The following is a 21,480-nucleotide window of genomic DNA, read 5'->3' on the forward strand; positions in this document are numbered from 1 at the left end:
TCGTTCACTCAGGTTGTCGGGGCCGAAGGGGAGCGCGGGAGCGGTTCGGAAAGAACGGCGCTCGTTCCTTGACCCTCGTCGCGATGATGGGCATGTGTGCTCGGATGCGCCGCTGCCAATATAGGACGGGTGCGCTCCGTCCTGCCGCCGCCCACCTTTAAGGAGGTAGTGTGAACTTGTCGACCCGTTCCGCCGACGGGGCCCCGCTCACGGCCCGATCTTCCTCTTCGGCCCGACAGAAGCTGATGCGGCTGCCGGACCGGTGCGGACAGGCGCGAAGCAGGTCCGCTTTCGTGCGGCTCGGCCTGGCGCTCGGCTGGCTGGCCCTGGCAGCTCTCGCCGGCCCCTCGGCCTTCGCGCAGCAGCGCCAGAAATTCGGACTCGACGACGTGGTCGCCAGGGCCAGGGCGCTGGCCGAGGCGCCTTATGTCGCGCCGGTCAGCAACCTGCCCGACGTCTTCAGCAAGATGCAGTTCGCCGACTACCAGAAGATGCAGCCGAAGCGCGATCGCTTCGCCTGGATGGAATTCAAGACTCCGTTCAAGCTCGCCTTCTACCATCAGGGCATGCAGTTCAACACGCCGGTGAAGATCAGTGAGATCGTCGACGGCGCCGCCCACGAGATCCCCTATGACGCCGGGCGCTTCGATTTCGCAGACCTGCATTTCGACCGTGAGGCGACCAGCAAGCTCGGCTGGGCCGGTTTCCGCGTGGTCTATCCGATCAACCAGCCCGGCAAGCTTGATGAGATCATGAGCGTGCTCGGCGCGAGCTATTTCCGCGTCATCGGCAAGAACCAGATCTATGGCCTGTCCGGGCGCGGGCTCGCGATCGATACCGGTCTGCCGATCGCCGAGGAGTTCCCCAATTTTCGCGAGTTCTGGCTGCGCCGTCCGAAGCCGAAGGACAAGCACCTGACCTTCTATGCGCTGATGGACTCGGTGCGCGCATCTGGCGCCTATGAATTCACGCTGACGCCGGGCGCGGACGCCGTGCTGAGCGTCAAGTCGCGGGTCTTTCTGCGACGGGACGCCTCGCCGACGACGATCGGCATCGCGCCTCTGACCAGCATGTTCCTCTACGGCCCGCAGCAGCCGTCGCCGACGCCGAATTTCCGCCCGGCGATCCATGATTCCAATGGGCTCGCCGTTCGTCGTGGCGACGGGGAATGGATCTGGCGCCCCCTGGTCAACCCCTCCATGGTCGCGATCAGCGATATCCCGGCGGAGAACCCGAAGGGCTTCGGCCTGCTCCAGCGTGGGCGCGATTTCTCGCGCTACGAGGATCTGAAGGATCGCTACGATCTGCGTCCGAGCGCGTGGATCGAGCCGACCAACGACTGGGGCAAGGGCAATGTGCGCCTCGTCGAGATCCCGACCGCCGACGAGACCAACGACAATATCGTCACGCTCTGGGTGCCGGACGTGAGGCCTCCGTTCGGGGAGCCGATGCGCTTCGACTACCGCATGCACTGGACCATGGACGAGCCGGCCCTGATGAAGGGCGACATTTCCCATGTCTGGCAGACGATGCGCTCGACCGGCGAGTTCTACCAGTCGAACCTGATCCGCGCCGGGGACGGCACGCTGGCCTTCCTGATCGACTTCAAGGGCCCCTCGCTGCGCAAGCTGCCGAGGGATGCGAGGCCCACGGCCGTCGTCGGCGCCAACGACAATGTCGAGATCGTCGGCACTGAACTGCAGCCCAATCCGGCGATCCAGGGCTGGCGCCTGAGCTATCGGATCAAGATCAGGAATCCGGCGGTCTCATCCGATCTCGACGCTGTCCTGAAGCTTGGCGATCGTACCCTCACCGAGACCTGGAAGTTCAGGTTGCCGCCGACGCAGGCGGCGACGAACAAGGAAACCTACCTCAACCGCTTCAAGGCGATGGAGTAGTCGCCCGCCCGCGAGGGGCGGAGAGGTGCCGAACGCGGGATCAGACGATCCCGCGCCGCATCGCTTCGACGGCAGCCTCTGCGCGCGACGAGACGTTGAGCTTGCGGTAGATGCTCTTGACGTAGCCGGCCACGGTGTGCGGCGTGAGGCCAAGCACGCGGGCCGCTTCCGGAGTGCGCAGTCCCTTCCCGATCAAGGCCAGAACCTCCTGCTCGCGTGGCGTGAGCGCGATCGGTTCGACAGCCGGTTCCGGTCGCCGGCGGGCGAAATGGGCCATGATGCGTTGCGCGACCGACGGCGAGAGCGGCGGTTCGCCCATGTCGATGCGGTGGAGGTAGCGCACCATCGTCTCTTCGTGCTGGTCCTTCAGCAGATAGCCCTGTGCTCCGGCGGCAATGGCTTCGAACAGGTGCTGGTCGTCGTCGTAGATCGTCGTCACGATCGGGCTCAGGCCCGAATGGTTCGCTGCGATCTCGCGGATCAGGTCGATGCCCGAGCCGTCCGGCAGACCGATATCCACGAGCGCGATATCATCCGGCCCGCCCGGGCTTTCCCGTACGCGCATATCGTGCAGGCAGATTCGGGCCGCCGACAGCGAGGCCGCTTCCCGCACAATGATCTCCGGGAAGGCGGTCTTCAGCATCGCGGCGAGCCAGCGCCGCGTATCGGGCCTGTCCTCGACGACGAGGCCGATGCGATCCGAGTGGCGCGGGGAGGTCGGGAGATTCATCATCGGGCATGCGCCAGGGACGCGGGGGAACGATCATATCTCACGATAGGCCCCGCCCGATCGGCCTGCGACCCCGCGATCATGGGGACCGGGCCGGGGTCGCGATGGCTTCCGTGGCCGGGTATCCGGGCGCCTGCAACGGCAGCGACACGCTGATGCAAGTGCCGCGCGGGGTCGGCTCGATCCCGAACGTGCCGCCGAGTTCGATGAGCCGGCGCCTGAGGCCGCGCAGCCCATGGCCGGTTCGGGCTTCGTCTTCGGGCGATGCCGGCAGGCCTACCCCATCGTCGCGAATCCGCATTGCAAGAGCGTTCTCCGACAATGCGATCGAAACCTCGACGACATGGGCGCCAGCGTGACGGATGACGTTCGTGACCAACTCGCGATGAAGCGAGATCAGGCTGCGATAGACGGGGTAGTCCAGCAGGGTTTCGGCGTCCGTCCTTCCTTCCATCTGCCAGGCCAGCTCGATGCCGGCCATGTCGAGCCTGTCGGCGGTTTCGTGGCGGAGCGCCGCGAGCACCTGCGCGAGCGGCAGGCGTTCTGCCGAGAGGCCGCCGACGATCGAGCGGATATCGGCGAGCGCATCGCGCAGCACGCGCTGGACATCGCCGGTCTCGCTCTTGTGCAGCCCGGAGAGCAGGCGCGCGCCGACATCGTCATGCAGGTCGCGGGCGATGCGCTGGCGCTCCTCCGTCCGCCCGCGCTCGAACTCGCTGCGGCTCGTCTCGGAGTAACGCATCATCCGGACGAGCTGTTCGGCGAGCTTGGCGTCGCGGGAGCCGAATAGGCGCTGCCCGCCCCAACCATAGCGGAGCATCAGGGCCTGCGTGTCCGCGACGGCGGGGACTGCGAGATCGAGCCCGTCGCGCCGGATCGCCACGCCTGTACGGGCATCCTCCACAGTGGCGAGGTCGACCGGCTCGAACAGCCGCATCAGCAGCGCGCGCCAGAGGCGTGAGCGTTCGGCCGGCGAGGGCGTGAAGGAGATGTCGACCACGGCCTCGAACAATTCATGCCGTTCGACGCTGCGCCGCTCGACCAGTCGCTCCCAGAACAAAGTCCGCAAGGGCAGATAGGCGAAGCCGACGAAGAGCAGAGAAAGCCCGAGCGATGTCGCCGGCTGCAGATGCAGCAGGACGATCAGGAGGGCGTCTGCGGCCAGCAGCACAAGCAGGCCGCCGGCATAAAACAGGATGCGGAAGGCCCATTCGTCGAGATCGAACAGGCGATAGCGCGAGACGCCGAGCGCAAGCCCGGCATAGATCAGCAGGAAGAAGCCGAAGGCATGGCCCTGCTGCAGCACCGGCGTCGTATCGAACAGAACCGGGCTGATGATCAGCAGGATGAAGGGCAGCGCCCCGACGATCACCGACAAGCCGAGCCAGCGCAGGACCGCACGTCCGCGCGCATCCTTTCGCACCGCGACGCGCTGGGCGATCACCAGCGCGATGATGGCGAGCATCTCCAGCATCGTCGGCAATTGCGCGCCCATCTGCGGATTAGGCAGGGCGTGGCTGAGATTGCTCAGGCTCCAGACGGTCACGACGATGCAGACGAGGCCAGGCACCCATCCTGGCGCCAGCCGGCGCGGGTAGATCAGGAACAGGCTGATCATCACCGCGCCGAACCCGACGGCACCGATATGGTTGAGTCCGCTGAGCAGGCGGAACAGGCCGCCGTCGATCGCGAGCTCGCGCGAGGAATAGACGGCCGCCGCGAAGGCCGAGAGCATGACCATCCCGCCCGACAGGGCGAAGAGTTGTGTCGGAGGATCGCGTGGGCGCAGGGCAAGCACCCAGGCGCCGATCAGCAGGGCGCCGGAGCCCGTGACGAGCTGAACCCAGAAGGCCGAGGGCAGGCTGGTGATCGGGCGGGATGCCGTTCGGATCTGTACGGCCACGTCGTTGCCGCCATCCACGCCCAGGCGCAGATCGACATCTCCGGAGGCGAGGATCGATGCCAGCTCGCTCTGCCGGGCGAAGAAGCGGCGCACGGCCTCGTAGCTGGCGATGACGTCCGGCTCCTCGATGACATCGGTCGCGTCGAGCCGGATCGCGGCACTCGTGGTGCCAGCAGGTGCGATCGAGATCAGGCGACCGGGTTTCACCCTGTCATGGCCGGGGCCGTCGGGGGCGACAGCGATGATCCGGACCGTATCGTCGGACGTATCGCCCGACAGCGCCAGTCCGAGCCAGGGCTGGCGCAAGGTGAGCGTCAGGACAACGAGCGCCGCGGTGAAGCAGAGAATGATCGCAGCCTGCAGGATGCGGCTCGGAAGCCAGAAAGCCATCGTTCGATGTTTTTCGCCATCCCGGCCGTCCTGCGGACCGCCCTCATGGCGCCCCTCCGTTACGAGCCGCGCGACAACATTGCAGCGTTTCCCGGCGGTGTCGACGGTATATTCCCCTGCGTCATCGCAAAAACGGCTGGTTTCGGGCCTTCTCGTAAAGGAGCGCCTTGTTATGCCGGCTCGTGCTATGGGTCGCCAACTTCAGGCCGCCTCTCCTGCTGCGGCGGGCGCATCGTCGAGCCGCAGGATGCGATCCATCCGCGCGGCTACGCTCTCGCGGTGGGTGATGGCGATCACGGCCGCCTGGGCATGCCGTTGCAGCAGTGCGTCGAGCACCTGCTTCTCCGTCGCCGCATCCAGGGCCGAGGTGCTCTCATCGAGGATCAGGATGTCGGGCGTGACGAGCATGGCGCGTGCCAGCCCCAGCCGCTGCTTCTGTCCGGCCGAGAGCTCGACGCCGCCCTGTCCCAGCATGGTGTCGTAGCCGGCCGGCAGATTGCCGATATCGCCATCGAGCCCTGCCGATGTCGCGGCCGCGACGATCGCATCACGGCCGGCATGGGGTGCCGGCAGGCCGATGTTCTCCGCGACGCTGCCGGTGAAGACATCGATCTCGTGGGGCACGACGACGACGCGGCGGCGCCAAATGCCGAGCGGGATGTCGGTTGCCGCGAAGGAGCCGAGCCGGATGCTGTCCGTGCCGTGCCGGGCACGGATCAGCAGGTTTGCCAGCGTGCTCTTGCCGATCCCGCTGCGCCCGACGAGCGCCATCCTCTCGCCCGGTGCAAGCGTGAACGAGAGACGCTGGATCACCGGCCTGTCCGCGACGCCGTAGGAAAAGCTCAGTCCAGATACGCAGAGCGCGGCGGGAGGAAGGTCACCGGGCTCGTGATCGCCGTCGATCGCCTCGTGCGGCGGCTGCGCCAGTGTGCGCAGCCGGATCGCCGCGACGCTCGCCGCCTGCAGGTCGTCCACCACCTTGAGCAGGGCGAGCGCTGGTGCGGTCAACGCGCCGCCCAGTGACAGGAGCAGGACGAAGGTGCCGATGCTGGCTTCTCCCCCCGCGACACGCCAGCCGGCCAGCAGCGTCACCACTGCGATGATCGCGCCGCTTGCGACCCGGCCGGCGCTGTCGAGCAGGGTCGAGAGCCGGATCACCGCGAGATGCGCTGCGTTGTCGCCGTCGAGCCGCTCGGTGAAACGCCTTTCGGCAAAGCCATGGGCATTGTTGCGCCGGATCGTCTCGACATAGGCGATGGCCTCGATCAGATGCGCCCAATAGCGGCTGCGCATCTCGAACCAGGTGATCTCCCGCTGGCGCAGCGTCGTGGCGGCGGCGACGTGAAGGGCCGCGAGCAGTCCGACGAGCGCGCCAACGGACAGGCCGATGCGCCAGTCGGTCGCCAGCATCGCCCCGAGCAGCACGGCGACCATGCCGAAGCCGAGTGCGAACTCGATCAACCGCTCGCCCGCACCCTGCGCCAGCCGGTCGACCTCCTCGAAGCTCTGGCCGAGCATGCCCTGATCTCCGGCGAGCGGGCTGTCGGCCGGCAGCCGCAGCATCGTGCCGAAGGCTGGAAGCAGCATGTCGCGCCGCAGAGCCAGCGCTGCCCGCGCCGCGAGCACGCGCCGGGCGCAGGCCAGACCGCCATCGACGATGCCGATGGCGAGGAGCAACCCGGCAATGCCGGCGACGAGCCCGGTTTCGCGCCCGGCCAACCCATCGTCGATCAGTCGCGCCAGAAGCCATGGCGGAACGAAGGCGATCAGGCTGAGGGCCACGGCGACCGCGAGCGCCGGAAGCGTGCGCCGCCGCTGCCACCAGAGCATGCGCGCGAGCAGCCCGGTCACGCCCGTCCGCTCCGAGGCCGGAACCTCTCCGAGCAGGGCGGCGAGCAGGGCCGGAGGAGGCAGCCGGGGTGTCACGGTGCCTCGAGCAGATCCGCCATCGCCTCCGCCATCGGCGCGCCCGTCGCGAGCTCGACCCAGTACCATTGGCCGTTGGGGTTGAGCTCGAGGAAGACGTGCTCGCCTTCGGGCGTGACGATCAGGTCGAAGGCGCCGAAGCGTAGGCCGCACTGCTTCAGATAGGCCCGCAGAGCCTTGTCGACATCCGGCCGCAAGGGCTCGATCCGGTGCGGCAGCTTGATCGTGTCGACGGCGCGCCAGTCCTGCTCGGCCCCTGCGACGCCCTGGCTGTCGATCCGGCAATTGAACAGGCGATCACCGACGATGGTGACGCGCAACTCGTGGTCCTTCTCGATCGCCTCCTGCAGATAGGTAGGGCAGAGTGCGATCGAGGCCTTCAGCGCGGCGAATTCGCCGGGCGGGACGCGGCGCGTATAGGCGACGTGATGGGCGCCGTCGATATAATGGCTGCCCATCAGCATCGGTTTGCAGATCACCCCGTCCGGGCAAGTCGCGAAGAAGGCTTCCGCCGCCTCGGGATCATTGGTGATGATCGAGCGGGGCACGCGCAGGCCCAGGCTCTGCGCCAGCCGCAGTTGCGGGAATTTGCGCTGGTGGCGCCGGTTCTCGTCGGGGTTGTTGATCCATGGCACGCGGCTATCCATGGGCAGGAAGCCCATGAACTCGCGCATCTCGTCCCTGACATACTCGACGATGCCCTCATCCTCGATGCCCGGCGGCGGCAGCGACGGCTCCGGCTTGCGCATCCAGACCGCGCGCAGGCCCTGCGGGAAGACGCAGGAGCGGCCCCAGCGATCGGCGATGCGGATCGTGCCCTCGACACCATCCGCCATCGCAACGCGATATTCCTCGTGGAAATGATCGGTGTTGAGGCGGAAGCACGGCACGGCTCGTTTTTCCAGGATCGCGAGCACCGCATCGACATGCGGGTCGAGCTTGGTGGAGATCATCAGGACGGCCGGTAGGGTCTGGGTCGCAGGCATCGGCGGCTTCGGCGGCGAGGGAAGGGGGCGGGGCCGGAAGGCCGGTCCCGCATTCGGGCTGATGCCGTTCAGTTGCCGAGGACGTCCGAGGACAGATCCGAATCGGAGATGCGGCCCGAGGTCGAGGTCACGTTCCGGGAGGTCGACGACTTGTGGAACAGCACCGTGCCGCGCCAGGTCTGCGTCTCCGCATCATAATAGCCGAGCTCGCCGTCCTCGTACTGCTCGAGGGCGTAGGGCTTGGAATTGGCGAGGACGAACGGCAGCGGCGTGCTGGCAGGCTGGGCTTGAATCTGCATGGGCGACCCTTTGCGATGAGCGCGCCCGCGATCGGACGCCGGAGCACTATGGGAGGCCGTGACGTAGCGGTAATCCCCCTGTTCACGGGGCCTTCATGGCTGCTCAGTTGATCAGAGCGAGAGCTTTGCCGTCGACGGGCGCACCGAAATCGACGAGCGCAGCCACGGCTTTCGCAGCCTCCTCCCGGCTGGCGAAGCTGGCTGTGAAGTTGCGCCAGCTCTGCCTCGGCGTGAAGGTCAGCCGCTCGCCGAACCGGTAGCTCAGGCTGATGGAGGCGAGATCGTCATAGGCGAGGACATGCCGCCGCAGCACACGGATCGTGACGGCACGCGGTCCGATGACGAGGCTGGGAAAGAGGCTGTTATGGCTCAGCGCGATGAGCGGCAGCCGTTGCAGGCCGCTGAACGTCGCCAGTGGCGTCAGTGTGACGTCGGCGTTGCCGGTATCCTGTCGGGGCTGGGCGTGGCTCACACGTCACCTGTCGCGAGAATGGCGAGGCGGGCGGTACCGTAGACGAACAGCCAGAGCAGGAGCAGCAGGCAGAGACAGCCGAAGAGAACCGCCCCCCAGAACCAGGCTGGCTCCTTGTCCCGGTCGATCGGGAAGGGGCGCGACGGCACGATCCCGGTTCTCAGCGCATCGGCGATCTCGCATGCGAGCAGGACGAGAAGTCCGGTGGAACAAACGAGACCGAGGAGCGCACTGGTCAGTTCGGGAAATCGCGCGGCTTCTGCCAGGGCGGCGTAGAGACCGAGCCCGAGGCCGCCGCAGAGCAGCGTCGTCGATGCGATCCGGGCCAGATGCTCCTTCACTGCCGCTGTTCCCCGGCACAGAGGGCGCGGCCATCCAGAAGCCTGTCGACCGGTGCATGATCGTCGGTCAGCAGAGTCGCACACCGACCCCATGGCGTGGCCGGGTCGGAGCCGGAGTCGAAGCGCCGCCACGTCACATGAGCGGCCGATGGAGCCTCCCCGGCCGCCATGATGCTGACGGGAACCGTGATCCTGTCCGGGCGCAGCGCGGCTCCGGCATTCTTCCAGGCTGCGACGACAGCGTTGGTCGTCCGCTCCGTCGTGGCACCTTCCGCCAGCCAGATGTCGACGGCCGCATAGTCTCCGGACAGAGTCCTGGCGAGGCTGCGCGCCAGCAGCAGGGTGTCTCCCCTGTCGATCACGTTCGACAGGAAGACACCGGCCTCGTTCAATCTGGCGTGGACGAGCGCTCCGAATTCCCGCGTGACCAGATGTGGGGGAACGGTGCGTGTCCGGTAGGCGTCCATCAGAACCACGTCCTGGGCCGGCACCGGAGCCAGGCTGCGCAGGACATTCCTTCCGTCCCCGATCACAGTGCGCAACCGCGGGCCGGTTGCTGCCATCCGTGTCGCCGCCTGCGTCGCGACGACAGGATCGAGCTCTGCGACGACGACGGAAACCAATGGCGAACCGTTCGCCCAGGCGCGCGGAAGCGTCGCGCCGCCGCCGCCGATCACGAGCGCGCGGGGCTCCGTCGAGCGGGAGAAGGCGGCGGCGGCGAGGTGATCCGTCAACGCGGCGTAACCGAGATGGAGCGTGCGGGGCGCGTCGAGATCGCTGGCGCTGTGGACGCCCTCGTCCAGGATCATGAAGCGCAGGCGCGTTCCCTGCGGGGAGCGGGTGTCGAGATAGCGGATGCAGGTATAGCGCGACTCGACGGTGCAGGGGCTGCCTTCGCCCGCCAGCGCCGCAGCCATGCCGGCAAGCAGCGGCATGCCGGCATGGAGCAGCGCGGAGGTGCCGCCGTCGCGCCAGGGCAGGAAGGGCAGTCCGATTCCGGCCCACGCTGCCGCTGCCATGGCGGCGAGCCCGGCCGCACCGATTTGCTCCAGCAGCCAGAAGCCGGCTGCGGCTGTCCCTGCGACGCTGCCGGCGGCGGAGGCGGCATAGATCGTCGCCACGCGCCGGCCGAGACCCGGCAGGCCTTGCGCCAGTTGCAGGCGCAGAGCCAGCGGCGTCACGAAGCCGGCGGCAAGGCTGGGCGGCAGAGATAGGGCGGTGAGGCCGATGACGGAGCCGGCGCCGTCTTCCGTCGCGAGCGCCCGCGCAATGGGCGATGCAAGAGCAGGCATCGCCAGCGTGGCGCCGCTCGCCCACAGGCAGGCCGCCGCCAGGAATTGCTTCAGGCGTCCGGCCTGTGCTTCCGGACCGCCGGCGCGGCCGCCGAGGACATGCCCGAGCGTGAGCCCGAGCAGAACCGTCGTGATCGCAGCGGTCCATGGCAGCAGCGACTGGCCGACATGCGGAGCGGCCAGCCGCACGATGGCGAGTTCGACCGCTAGGCAGGCCGCGGCGGACAGGAAGACGGCGGCGGGCAGCAGTGCTGCGCTCATGCCGGCCGCCTCGAAGCAGCGACGGATCCGGCCGCTGCGGTGACGGCCGCGGCCAGAATGCCGAGCGCTGCGATGGCGATACAGGTCCCGCGCGCACCGAGCAGATCCAGCCCGAGCCAGAGCACGCTGAGCGCTCCGGCGGCGCTGCCGGCGGCCCCGGCCGCATTGGCGAGCCCCACCAGTGCGCCGCGTCCGCCACCGCGTTCGATGATCGCCAGCATCAGCAGGGGCGGCGCGATGCCGAGCAGGACGCCAGGCATGAGCGTCGGCACGGCCGCGAAAACCACCATGCGCCAGCGGGCGAGCGGATCCGGTGCCACGATCCACGCGTCGAGGGCCGGCAACAGGGATGGCGTGAGGGCGATGGCGATCGTCCCGGCGAGCATCGCAGCGGCTGCCCTGAACAGGGAGAGACGCATCGATCCTGCGGTGCAGGCGCCGCCAAGATGGTTTCCGAGCGCCCAGGAGAGAAGAAAGCCGGCGATGATCGCGGTCCAGCTATCGGTGGACAGACCGGCATAGGGGGCGACGAGCCGCGCCGTCGCGGTCTCGAAGGCGAGCGCGCAGAAGGCGGTGAGAGCTTCGGCCAGAAGCAGGGCGGGTATCATAGGGCCCCGCCGGCCCTGCCGGGGTTTGCAACCATGCCGGTCATTACGGATCGGTTCGGGCTTCCTGCCAGCCCCCGTTTCGGGGGAGGGGGCGCCCTCGTGTCGCCGGTTTTTCGTTCTCGGCCCGAGAGAGGCGCGGAGACCGGAGACCTCCCGAGAAGGGGCGATCGGAAGGCGCTGGTTTGCTGAAAGGGATTCAGGTCGGGCTACCTCACGGTCAATGGAGCTATGCCGTCGACACAGGCGCCAATCGGCGCGAGGACGCCTATGATCACCGCGCCCGGACGCCTTTCGAAAGACGAGGTAATGCCGGCGCGAGGCCGAAGTGCTCCTTGCCGATCCGCTCGGGATCACCGCTTCGGCCGTCATGCGACTGTGGTGCCTTGCGATGAACATGCATGTTTCCAAGCCTGACCGCCTGGCCGGACGCGCCGCCGGGATTGGTCAGTCGCTCCCTCGCAAGGAGGATGCGATCCTCGTGCGCGGCGAGGGGCGCTATACCGATGATCTCTCGCTGGACGGCCAGCTCTACGCAGCCTTCGTCCGCAGCCCATATGCGCATGGCGTCATTCGCGGCATCGACGTCGCCGAAGCCGGGGCGATGAAGGGCGTCGTTGCGATCTACGCGGCCGGGGACCTCGAAGGTCAGGGCTATGGCGCGCTGAAATGTGCGGTCGACCTGCCGAATCGCGACGGGTCAGCGATGAAGAAGCCGGTCAGGCACGCGCTGACGGCCGACAAGGTGCGCTTCGTCGGCGATCCCGTCGCCATGGTCGTCGCTCGCACGGCTCAACAGGCGCGCGATGCAGCCGAGGCCGTGTCGCTGGATATCGACGTCCTGCCTGCCGTCACCTCCGCCGAGGCGGCACTCGCCCCCGATGCGCCCCAGCTCTTCGACGATGTGCCCGGCAATCTCGTGCTCGATTACCATTTCGGCGATGCCGACAAGGTCGCGGGAGCCTTTGCCGCGGCGGCTCATGTCACCAAGGTACGGATCGTCAACAACCGCATCATCGTGAACCCGATCGAGCCGCGCGCTGCGATCGGCACCTATGACCGCAAGACGAAGCGCTACACGCTCCACGCCCCAAGCCAGGGCGCGTTTGGCATGCGCAACAATCTGGCGGCGGCGATGGGGGTGCCGCAGGAGAAGATGCACCTGATCACCGGTCATGTCGGCGGTTCCTTCGGGATGAAATCGGCGGTGTTCCCGGAATATGTCGTGCTGCTCCATGCCGCGCGGCTCCTGAACAAGCCGGTGAAATGGGCCGATCAGCGCTCAGAGAGTTTCGTCTCCGACCATCACGGCCGCGACATGGTGTTCGAGGCCGAGCTCGCCCTCGACGCTCGTGGGCGCTTCCTCGCGACGCGCTTCACCGGCTTCGGCAATATGGGCGGCTATCTCACCCAGCCTGGTCCGTTGATGGCGACGCTGAACATCGGCAAGAACAGCGTCGGCATGTACCGCACGCCGCTGGTCGAGGTGCAGACGCGCTGCGCTGTCACCAACACCGTGCCGATCGCGGCCTATCGCGGCGCCGGGCGCCCCGAGGGCAACTATTTCATGGAGCGGCTGATCGACACCGCCGCCCGCGAGATGGGGATCGACCGGGCCGTCCTCCGGCGCCGCAACCTGATCGGGCCCGCGCAACTGCCGTGGAAGACCCCGATCGGAACGGTCTATGACAGCGGCGACTTCCCGGCGCTGTTCGCTCGCGCGCTGGAGGCGGCCGACTGGAAGGGCTACGGGGCGCGAGAGCGCTCCAGCCGCAAGGCCGGCAAGCTGCGCGGCCGCGGCATCGGCTGCTATCTCGAAGTCACCGCCCCGCCGAGCAACGAGATGGGCGGCATCCATTTCGAGGCGGATGGAACGGTCACCATCGTCACCGGCACGCTCGATTACGGGCAGGGCCACTGGACGCCCTTCGCTCAGGTTCTGACCAGCCAGCTCGGCGTGCCCTTCGACAAGATCAAGCTCGTGCAGGGCGACAGCGATCGTCTGATCGCCGGGGGTGGTACCGGAGGCTCCAAATCGATCATGGCGAGCGGCTCGGCCATCATCGAGGCGAGCGAGCGCGTCATCGAGAAGGGCAAGCTCCTGAGCGCGCATTTTCTCGAGGCTGCCGTCGCCGATATCGAATTCATGGACGGACGCTTCGGCATTGCCGGAACCGACCGCTCGATCGACATCATGGAACTGGCCCGCAGGCTCCAGGCGGGCGCATCGCTGCCGGAGGACCTGCCAAGGACGCTCGATGTCGACCACGTCTTCAAGGCGGCGCCCTCGGCCTATCCCAACGGTTGCCATATCGCCGAGGTCGAGATCGATCCCGATACCGGTCATGTCGAGATCGCCAGCTATGTCATGGTCAATGATTTCGGCGTGCTGGTGAATCCGATGATCGTCGAGGGGCAGCTCCATGGCGGCGTCGTGCAGGGCATCGGCCAGGCGATCTGCGAGATGACCTCCTATGACGAGGACGGCCAGCTCAGGACCGGCTCCTACATGGATTATGCGATGCCCCGGGCGGCTGACACGCCGTTCTTCACCTTCATCAGCGAGGGGGTGCCGACCCGGACCAACCCGGTCGGTGCCAAGGGCTGCGGCGAGGCCGGCTGTGCCGGCTCGCTGCCTTCGGTGATGAATGCGATCGTCGATGCGCTTTCGCCCCATGGCGTGCGCCATCTCGATATGCCGGCGACGCCGCAGGCTATCTGGAGGGCCATTCACGCGAAAGCCTGACGACGCGCCGCAAGAGGCGCCGCGTCGTGAAGCGGCTTGGGCTCAGCCGGAGAGCTTCGGCCACGGCCGCGACGGCGCGCGCATCTCTTCGAAGGCCCGGGCCAGGCGCAGTACGCCGAGATCGTCGAAGGACTGGCCGATGATCTGGAGGCCGATCGGCAGACCACCACTGGAATAGCCGCAGTTGAGCGACACGGCCGGCTGGCCGCCCATATTGGCCGAAACCGTGAAGGCGATATGCTCGAAGGGCCGTTGCGGGTCATTGAGCGGCGAGGCCCATTCCGCCGGATAGGACGGCTCCGGCGCTGTCGGCGAGATGATGAAATCGACATCCTTCAGCGCGCCATGGAGCGCGTTCCGCATCGCATCGATCTGGGCGAATCCGGAATAGACGTCGCCGCCGGAGAAGTCCTTGGCGGTCACGATCCAGTTGAAGATATAGGGCAGGATCTTGGCCTGCTGCTCGGGCGGCAGGCGCGAGACGTCCTCATAGCCGCGTGCCCGCCAGAAGCGGTCGAGGCCGTCGATCATGGTGCGGGTCAGGAAGGGGGCGATCGGCACGATGGTCGCGCCCGCATCGGCGAGCAATGCGGCAGCGTCCTGCACGGCAGCGAGCGTCTCCGCGCCGACCTCCTGGCCGAAGCCGGCATCGAGCCACAGGCCGATCTTCAGGCCCTTCACCGAGCCGGCGAGATCGAGCCAGTCGATCTCCTGATAGGGCAGGGCCATGGTGTCGCGGCGGTCCGGCTTGGTCAGCACCGACATGTAGAGGGCGGTGTCGGCGACCGTGCGCGTCATCGGTCCGGCCGCGCGCCCGATGAAGGGCGGATCGATCGGCAGGCGCCCGGCCGAGGGCTTCAGGCCGACAAGGCCGCACCAGCCTGCCGGCAAGCGGATCGAGCCGCCGATATCGGTGCCGATATGCAACGGGCCATAGCCCGCCGCGGCCGCGGCCCCTGCGCCGGCGCTGGATCCGCCGGGATTGGTCGAGAGATCCCAGGGGTTGCGCGCCAGCTTGTGGAAGCTCGACAGGCCGGAGGAGAGCATGCCGTAATCGGGCATGGTCGTCTTGGCGAGCAGCACGCCGCCCGCTTCCCGTGTACGTGCTGCCGGGGGGGCATCGGCGGCAGCGGGCACCAGCGTCACGGCCGCGGTTCCCAACGGAACCGGCGTTCCCTTCGTCGCGATGTTCTCCTTGATCGTGACGGGCACGCCGTCGATCGCGCCGATGGGCTCGCCCTTCATCCAGCGCATCTCGGATTGCCGCGCACTTGCGCGCGCCGCCTCAGGATCATAGGCCCAGAGCGCATTGAGCTGCGGTTCCCAGGCATCGATGCGCGCGATCACGGCATCGGTCACCTCGACGGGTGAAAGCCTGCGAGCGCGGTAGGCTTCGACGAGAGCGACGGCAGTCAGGTCGGCAAGTTCGGTCATGGGGCAACTCTCGTCAGGTCCGGTCGTCCTGTGGGATAAGGCGGTGGGGTGCCGGCCCTAGTCGTGGAAGATCGAGATGGTCTTCATGCTGGCGAAGCCATAGAGGGCCTCGAAACCCTTTTCCCGGCCATGACCCGACTTCTTGACGCCGCCGAAGGGCAGCTCCACCCCGCCGCCGGCTCCGTAATTGTTGATGAAGACCTGCCCGGCCTGCGCCGCCCGCGCCATGCGTAATTGCCGGCCTCCGTTGCTCGTCCAGATGCCGCAGACCAGCCCGTAGGGTGTGCCGTTGGCGAGCGCCAGCGCTTCTTGCTCCGTGTCGAAGGGCATGATGACCTGCACGGGGCCGAAGATCTCTTCCTGCGCCAGCCGGTGATCGGGGGGCACGTCCCGCAGCAGGGTCGGTGCGACATAGGCGCCCTCGGCCGGCGCGTCCGGGACGATCGTGCCCCGCGCCGCGACCTTCAGGCCGTCCCTGCGGGCGACGTCGAGGAAATCCTCGACGATGGCCTTCTGGCGCTGCGAGACGACCGGGCCGACGGAGAGGTCGGATTCGGCCGGCCCGACCCTCAGCGCCCGGTACTTCTCGCTCATGCGCGCGATGACGTCCTCGTAGACAGGACGTTCGACGAGAATGCGCGACGAGGCCGAGCAGGTCTGGCCGGCATTCTGGATGCCGGCATTGACCAGGAAGGGCACGGCGCGGTCGAGATCGGCATCGGCGAAGACGACCTGGGCCGATTTGCCTCCGAGTTCCAGCGTTACCGGCACGGCGTTGCGGGCGGCGGCGGCTTGCACCATCTCGCCGGTCCGGGCCGAGCCGGTGAAGGAGATATGGTTGATGTCGGTATGCGCGGAGAGCGCCGCGCCGGCCTCGGCGCCGAAGCCGGTGACGATGTTCAGCGCCCCGGCCGGCAGGCCTTCCTCCTGCGCGATCCGCGCGAATTCGAGGATGGTGAGGCAGGCCTCTTCCGCCGGCTTGACGACGGCGGCATTGCCCATGGCCAGCGCCGCGCCGAGGCTGCGGCCGAGGATCTGCATGGGGTAGTTCCACGGGATGATGTGCCCGGTGACGCCATGCGGCTCGTAGATCGTCAGGACGGTGAAGCCGTTCTGGTACGGGATGGTGTCGCCATGCACCTTGTCGGCGGAGGAGCCGTAGAACTCGAGATAGCGTGCCAGCGCGACGACATCGGCCCGTGCTTGCGTCAATGGCTTGCCGACATCGCGCGCCTCGGTCTCGGTGAGAAGGTCGATGTTCCTGAGAACGCCGGCTCCGATCCGGCTGAGGATGCGCCCGCGCTCCGTCGCGGTCAGGCGGCCCCATTCGCCGGAGAGAGCCTGCCGGGCGGCGGTGACCGCCAGATCGACATCCTCACGCCGGCCGCGCGCCAGCTTCGCCAGGACCTCGCCGGTCGACGGGTTGCGAACGTCGATATGATCGCCGTCCACGGCATCGCGCCATTCATTGGCGATGAAATTGCGATAGGTCTTCACGTCGAGCCTCGATCGTCTTCTGTGGTCGGCGAGCGGCGCCCTTCGAGCGGACGGCCGTCGCATGAGCGAGAGCCTGCACGCGGCGCTCGATATCGTCGGATTTGTGGTATCCCGGATACGAGAGCTGTCAATATCGCCCGCCGCTGATCCTCATCCGCTAGCCCCGCTGCTTGCCGCGCCGGAGTTCGGCGATCGTGTACCAGAGCACCGCCGCAAGGATCACGCCGCCGCCGATCAGAGTTGCCATCGGAGGGCGCTCCGAGAACAGGAGCCAGACCCAGACGGGGGTCATGACGACTTCGGTGGTGCCGATCAGCGCCGATTCGGCCGGCGGAAGATACCGCGCGCCCATGATGAACAGCACGAGCGCGATGGAGAAATTCGTCGCCCCGAAAGCCGCCAGCACCAGCAGGTTATGGGCGTCGAGCGTGCCCCCGGATCCGAACGGTGCGAAGATGACGAAGGCAAGCAGCGCGCTGATGAAGATCGGCGGCATGGCCGGCAGTTCCGGCTCCAGCCGCGGAACCACGATGACCACCGCGAATGTCACCGTCATCAGCAGGGCGAGCAGGTCGCCGATGATCCGCCCGGCCCCCATCGAAGCCGAGATGATGATCGCGACGCCGATCAGGCAGACGAGCCCCGCCACCATCGCGCGCCAGGCGATCGGCTCCTTCAGCAGCAGCCAGCCGAGAACGGCGGCGATGAAAGGCGCGGTGGCGTAGATCACAGCCACGTTTGCCACGCTGGTCGTATAATAGGCACCGAGGAAGGCGGCCTGACTGATCGTCTGGCAGGCGATCAGGGCGAGTCCGGCAGGACCAAATGTCTTCTTCCACTGCCGTCGCGTTCCCGCGCCGCCGAATAGGACCATCGGGACGATCAGGAAGATTGCGGCGAAGAGCGAGCGCCAGGCGATGGCCGTCCAGGCATCCGTCGTCAGCAGCCGCGCATAGATGCCACTGGCGCTCCAGGCGACGGTCGCGGCGAAGACAAGCAGGACGCCGCGGGAGTGAGCGGCCGATGAAGAGGAGTGGGGCGTCAAGATCACACGCGGGGCAAAGACGGGGCGGCGAGAAGCCACAGCGGGCGCAGAGCCCTTCGTCAATGGTCTTGTCCTGCGGCGCGTGAAGAGGCCCAAGGCAAAAAAGGCCGGCGTCCTCGAAAGGAGCCGGCCAAGGGGAAACCGTTGGCACGCGGCCAAAAGGTCTCGAGGGGAACGGGACGGCAAGGCTCCGCTGGGAGGAGAAAGCGGAGGGGCCGTGGACCGTATCCGCGATATGGGGCGCCCCAATGCGATCTCAACGCCCGGATTGCTCAGCCCACCCATGCGCTGAGCTCACGCGCCGAATGGACGCAGGCTGCTTGAATGAGGGGCGGTCCTGCGTTCAGGGCAGGATCAAAGCGCTTGCTCCCGTCATTTGCGCCATCCTAGGATCGAGGTGTCGGGATCGCAGGGACGCTGTCCGTGCGGTTTTCCACCTTCTCCAGAGAGGGTTCCCAGCATGAAGCGTCGGACATTCCTGGGTGTTGCTGCCGGAGCGGCCGTCTCCACGCTGGCGAGGCCCAGCCTCGCGCAGCCGGCGAAGGTGCTGAAATTCATTCCGGAATCGGATGTCGCGATTGTCGACCCGGTCTGGACGACCGCGACGGTGACGCGCAATCACGGTTATCTGGTCTTCGATACGCTCTATGGCCAGAACGCCAGTTACGGTTTCGAACCCCAGATGGTGGCCGGCCATACGGTCGAGGATGACGGCAAGACCTGGCGGCTGACGCTGCGCGAGGGTCTGCGCTTCCATGATGGCGAGCCGGTCAGGGCGCAGGATGTCGTGCCGAGCATCCGCCGCTTCTCGGCGCGCGACGCCTTCGGCCGTGCCCTGATGGATGCCACCGACGAATTGTCGGTCGAGTCCGATCGTGTCGTGAAGTTCCGGCTGAAGCGCCCGTTCCCGCTGCTGCCTGCCGCGCTCGGCAAGACCGGCACCTCGATGCCCTGCATCATGCCGGAGCGCTTCGCCGTCACCGACCCCAACAAGCAGGTCACGGAGATGGTCGGCAGCGGGCCGTTCCGCTTCAAGGCCGACGAGCGGATTCCGGGCGCGCTGACAGTCTACGAGCGCTTCGCTGGCTATGTCCCGCGCGCCGACGGTTCCGCCACCTTCACCGCCGGTCCCAAGCGGGTTCATTTCGACCGCATCGAGTGGCACATCATCCCTGATCCGCAGACGGCGGCGAACGCGCTCGGCAACGGCGAGATCGACTGGTGGCAGAACCCCACGCCCGATCTCCAGGGCACGCTCAAGGGCAGGCCGGGCCTCAAGCTGGAAGTTCTCGACCCGGCCGGCGGCATCGGCTGCCTGCGTTTCAACGCGCTGCATCCGCCCTTCGACAATCCGGCGATCCGGCGGGCCCTGCTCGGTGCCATCGATCAGGTCGAGTGCATGACGGCGGTCGCCGGTGACGAGCGCTCGCTCTGGAAGGACCATGTCGGCGTCTTCAGCCCGGATACGCCGATGGCGACGACCGCCGGGACCGAGGTGCTGGTCGGCAAGCGCGACTTTGCCGCCGTCAGGCGCGCCCTGGAAGCGGCCGGCTACAAGGGCGAGCGGGTCGTGCTGCTTGACCCGACCGATTATCCCTCGACCCATGCGCTCGCGGCGGTCGCGGCCGATGCCCTGCAGAAATCGGGTATGAATGTCGAGCTGGTCTCGACCGACTGGGGCACGGTGGTCCAGCGCCGCGCCAGCCGCCAGCCGATCGACAAAGGCGGCTGGAACATCTTCTTCACCTATCTGAACGGCACCAATAATTTTGATCCGGCGAGCCAGCTCGGCATCCGCGGCAATGGCGACCAGGCCTGGTTCGGCTGGCCGAAATCGCCGCGCCTCGAAGAGCTCAGGCTCGACTGGTTCGCGGCCAAGGACATCTCGGCGCAGAAGGCGATCTGCGCCGAGATCCAGAAGCAGTTCTTCATCGACGTGCCCTACATTCCGCTCGGCGCCTATTACGAAAAGACGGCCTCTCGCGGGATCACGGGAATGCGTATCGGGTTCGCTCAATTCTACGACGTAAGGCCGCTGTGACACATTCCAAGCTTCGTATCGCCGTTCTTCAGTTCTCCCACGAGACGGTCACCTTCCTCCCGAACGACACCACGCGGGAGGATTTCATCTACCCGGGCTCTCCGGCTTCAGGCGAAGCGCTCCTGGCCACCGACCCCAAGGGCTACATGGGCGGCTTCGTCCAGGTTGCGCGCGAGTTCGAGGATGTCGAGCTCATCGGCATCACCTCGCCGCTCTGGCCGCGCACCGGCACCGGTTCCGGCTGGGTGACCGAAGATGCCTATGAGCATTTCATCGGCATCATGATCGAAGAGCTGAAGGCGCAGCCTCATCTCGACGGTGTCTATCTCGCGCTCCATGGCGCGCTCGCGGTGCGTGGCGTGCCGCGGCCGGAGGCCGACATCGCCCGGCGCGTGCGCGAGGTCGTCGGCAGGAAGGCCTTCATCACCGCGACCTTTGACCCGCACGGAAATGAGGACGAGAATTTCCTCGCCCATGCCGACATGGCCTTCTGCGTGAAGTACTTCCCGCATTACGACATGCATCTGCAGGGTGAGCGCGCGGCGCGCATGCTGGTCCGGGCGATCCGCGGCAGCTTCAAGCCGGTGCATCGCACGCTGCGCATCCCGATCATCGCGCCGACGGTGGTGATGTGGACCGGCGCCTCGCCCTGGTCGGATCTCATCCAGCGCGCCCTGATCTGGGAGGCGCGCGAGCCCGATGTCTTCGTCAACGTCTTCTTCGGCTTTCCCTGGTCGGACGTTCCCGATGCCGGCATGGCGCTGCAGGTGCTGACCAACGACGATCCGGAACTGGCAGAGCGCGTTATCCGCGACATGGCGGAATGGACCTGGCGCCGGCGCCAGGCGCTGCTCGACACCGTGAAAATCTACAAGACCAAGGAAGCGGTCGCCGAGGCCCGCAAGGCGGTGGCGGCAGGCAAGGGCCCCGTCCTGCTTGCCGACTACAGCGATCGTTCCGGCTATGCGACCTGGCTTCTCCAGGAGATTGTCGCGCAGAAGCTCGAGCGCACGCTGGTCGCGACCATCGCCTCGCCCGATGCGGTTCGCTCCGTGATCGAGTCCGGCGCGAAGCCGGGCGATCCGTTCGATGCCGAGATCGGCGGCCTCTTCGATGAATCGGCCGGAGCCCCCATCCGCATTACCGGCAAGCTGCGCTCCGTCGGGCCGGCGACGACCGCGCGCGGCAATGGCAAGGAGTGGATCTGCGTTGAGTTCGGCAAGGGCAACCTGCTGGTGCTCAGCCCCTATCTCGTCCAGATCATCGAACCTTCGGAACTCTGGCAGCTCGGGCTCGCGCCGGATGAGTTCGACGTGATCGCGATCAAGTCGCGCGTCCACTTCCGCCGGGGCTTCGATGATAGCGGCTTCACGCCGACCATCCTGCTGGTCGAGCCGCCCGAGCCTTTCATGGGCACGGTCCATCTCGACGCGCTGCCTTACGAGAATCTGACCCTGACGGACTACTATCCCTATGGCAGTCCGAGCTTCCCGCCGGCGGACTGGGACAAGTCGTCCGGCTGACGGGAAGCCTGACCAGCCGCGCGGCTGGCCGAGACAAGCCCATGCGAGCTGATCGCATGGGCGCCTGCCCGGGCCTGCGAGTTGCGCGGCC

At 67.2% G+C, this 21,480-nt stretch carries 16 protein-coding genes; 4 read left to right on the forward strand and 12 right to left on the reverse strand.

Features of this window, described 5'->3' with window-relative positions:
• Nucleotides 1-293 precede the first annotated feature (293 nt).
• Nucleotides 294-1,898: a glucan biosynthesis protein G gene (locus J0I42_RS09395; protein ID WP_291654561.1), complete on the forward strand. Its 1,605-nt coding sequence runs from the start codon at nucleotides 294-296 to the stop codon at nucleotides 1,896-1,898.
• 40 nt (nucleotides 1,899-1,938) lie between these two features.
• Here J0I42_RS09395 and J0I42_RS09400 read toward each other — a convergent pair whose 3' ends face one another.
• The 9 genes from J0I42_RS09400 to J0I42_RS09440 form a co-directional block, all read right to left on the reverse strand.
• Entirely contained in the window at nucleotides 1,939-2,631 is a 693-nt protein-coding gene (locus J0I42_RS09400; RefSeq protein WP_291654562.1) for a response regulator, read from the reverse strand.
• A gap of 76 nt (nucleotides 2,632-2,707) precedes the next feature.
• Complete coding sequence (locus tag J0I42_RS09405; protein WP_291654563.1) at nucleotides 2,708-4,921, reverse strand: sensor histidine kinase; 2,214 nt, start codon at nucleotides 4,919-4,921, stop codon at nucleotides 2,708-2,710.
• Nucleotides 4,922-5,122: 201 nt separating this feature from the next.
• Nucleotides 5,123-6,847 carry an ABC transporter ATP-binding protein gene (locus tag J0I42_RS09410; protein ID WP_291654564.1) on the reverse strand — a complete coding sequence of 575 codons (1,725 nt, stop codon included), beginning with the start codon at nucleotides 6,845-6,847 and terminating at the stop codon, nucleotides 5,123-5,125.
• The gene (locus tag J0I42_RS09415) at nucleotides 6,844-7,833 is read right to left on the reverse strand and encodes an MvdC/MvdD family ATP grasp protein (protein WP_291654565.1); all 990 of its coding nucleotides are present in this window, start codon (nucleotides 7,831-7,833) and stop codon (nucleotides 6,844-6,846) included. Before J0I42_RS09415 ends, J0I42_RS09410 begins: the two co-directional genes overlap by 4 nt.
• A 68-nt stretch (nucleotides 7,834-7,901) precedes the next feature.
• Nucleotides 7,902-8,132: a hypothetical protein gene (locus tag J0I42_RS09420; RefSeq protein WP_291654566.1), complete on the reverse strand. Its 231-nt coding sequence runs from the start codon at nucleotides 8,130-8,132 to the stop codon at nucleotides 7,902-7,904.
• A gap of 103 nt (nucleotides 8,133-8,235) precedes the next feature.
• Entirely contained in the window at nucleotides 8,236-8,604 is a 369-nt protein-coding gene (locus J0I42_RS09425; RefSeq protein ID WP_291654567.1) for a hypothetical protein, read from the reverse strand.
• Nucleotides 8,601-8,945, reverse strand: a complete 345-nt coding sequence (locus J0I42_RS09430) for a hypothetical protein (RefSeq protein ID WP_291654568.1) — start codon at nucleotides 8,943-8,945, stop codon at nucleotides 8,601-8,603. Before J0I42_RS09430 ends, J0I42_RS09425 begins: the two co-directional genes overlap by 4 nt.
• Nucleotides 8,942-10,498 (reverse strand): fused MFS/spermidine synthase, encoded by a 1,557-nt coding sequence (locus J0I42_RS09435; protein ID WP_291654569.1) that lies wholly within the window; start codon nucleotides 10,496-10,498, stop codon nucleotides 8,942-8,944. The genes J0I42_RS09430 and J0I42_RS09435 overlap by 4 nt, the downstream gene beginning before the upstream one ends.
• Nucleotides 10,495-11,106, reverse strand: a complete 612-nt coding sequence (locus tag J0I42_RS09440) for a fused MFS/spermidine synthase (RefSeq protein WP_291654570.1) — start codon at nucleotides 11,104-11,106, stop codon at nucleotides 10,495-10,497. The genes J0I42_RS09435 and J0I42_RS09440 overlap by 4 nt, the downstream gene beginning before the upstream one ends.
• A gap of 388 nt (nucleotides 11,107-11,494) precedes the next feature.
• Here J0I42_RS09440 and J0I42_RS09445 point away from each other — a divergent pair, with 388 nt between their 5' ends.
• Nucleotides 11,495-13,849: a xanthine dehydrogenase family protein molybdopterin-binding subunit gene (locus J0I42_RS09445; RefSeq protein ID WP_291654591.1), complete on the forward strand. Its 2,355-nt coding sequence runs from the start codon at nucleotides 11,495-11,497 to the stop codon at nucleotides 13,847-13,849.
• Between the two features lie 42 nt (nucleotides 13,850-13,891).
• On the opposite strand, the gene J0I42_RS09450 is transcribed toward J0I42_RS09445, so the two are convergent.
• From J0I42_RS09450 to J0I42_RS09460, 3 genes are all read right to left on the reverse strand, one after another.
• A complete protein-coding gene (locus tag J0I42_RS09450) occupies nucleotides 13,892-15,283 on the reverse strand; it encodes an amidase (protein ID WP_291654571.1) in 1,392 nt (463 codons plus the stop codon).
• 57 nt (nucleotides 15,284-15,340) lie between these two features.
• The gene (locus tag J0I42_RS09455; protein WP_465247666.1) at nucleotides 15,341-16,843 is read right to left on the reverse strand and encodes an aldehyde dehydrogenase family protein; all 1,503 of its coding nucleotides are present in this window, start codon (nucleotides 16,841-16,843) and stop codon (nucleotides 15,341-15,343) included.
• Between the two features lie 94 nt (nucleotides 16,844-16,937).
• Nucleotides 16,938-17,825 carry a DMT family transporter gene (locus tag J0I42_RS09460; protein WP_291654573.1) on the reverse strand — a complete coding sequence of 296 codons (888 nt, stop codon included), beginning with the start codon at nucleotides 17,823-17,825 and terminating at the stop codon, nucleotides 16,938-16,940.
• A 460-nt stretch (nucleotides 17,826-18,285) separates the two neighbouring features.
• On the opposite strand from J0I42_RS09460, the gene J0I42_RS09465 reads away from it, so the two are divergent.
• Together J0I42_RS09465 and J0I42_RS09470 are read left to right on the forward strand one after the other, a co-directional pair.
• On the forward strand, nucleotides 18,286-19,866 hold the full coding sequence (locus tag J0I42_RS09465) for an ABC transporter substrate-binding protein (protein WP_291654574.1): 1,581 nt from the start codon (nucleotides 18,286-18,288) through the stop codon (nucleotides 19,864-19,866).
• On the forward strand, nucleotides 19,863-21,389 hold the full coding sequence (locus tag J0I42_RS09470) for a M81 family metallopeptidase (protein WP_291654575.1): 1,527 nt from the start codon (nucleotides 19,863-19,865) through the stop codon (nucleotides 21,387-21,389). Before J0I42_RS09465 ends, J0I42_RS09470 begins: the two co-directional genes overlap by 4 nt.
• Nucleotides 21,390-21,480 lie beyond the last annotated feature (91 nt).

Origin of the sequence: Allobosea sp., from assembly GCF_017308015.1 — a bacterium.
In the GTDB taxonomy this organism is placed as follows: Bacteria; Pseudomonadota; Alphaproteobacteria; order Rhizobiales; family Beijerinckiaceae; genus Allobosea.